This window comes from Hungatella sp. SL.1.14, from assembly GCF_024460495.1.
In the GTDB taxonomy this organism is placed as follows: Bacteria; Bacillota; Clostridia; order Lachnospirales; family Lachnospiraceae; genus Hungatella; species Hungatella hathewayi.
The window spans coordinates 1-414 of the sequence record NZ_JANFYJ010000142.1 but is presented as its reverse complement, the minus strand read 5'-3'; the positions used below and the strand labels follow the sequence as shown (position 1 = coordinate 414).

Here is a 414-nt window from a genome sequence, read left to right as displayed (position 1 = left end):
ATAAAATGTAGTCATTACGTATTTCCCTGCATCTGCTACCCAGGTAAAATTCCCCGGAGCCGTAGCCGGAAATACCTCCGGAACCGTCCTCTCAAACTGCGCCGGGAGATCGTAATTATCGTAAAAGAAGTACCGGCTCTGGTATTCCGGATCCCCCATCCTCGCCTTTCTTGCCCATTCGTGATCCTCCGATGTGTGAGTCATCACAAAGTCGAGGCAGATGCTCACATCCCGCTTATGACACTCCGCAGCCAGACACTCTAAATCCTCCATCGTTCCCAGATCGGGCCTCACCTTCCGAAAATCAGAAACAGCGTATCCGCCGTCGCTCCTTCCCTCCGGTGTATCTAGAAGCGGCATCAGGTGCAGATAATTGACCCCACACTCCTCAATATAATTCAGATGCTTTAAAAC

1 protein-coding gene is annotated in these 414 nt (G+C 50.7%); it reads right to left on the bottom strand.

All coding sequences use genetic code 11. From position 1 onward, the window contains the following. On the bottom strand, positions 1–414 hold a 414-nt coding region (locus NE473_RS30380; RefSeq protein WP_256265575.1), incomplete at both ends, for an alpha-amylase family glycosyl hydrolase.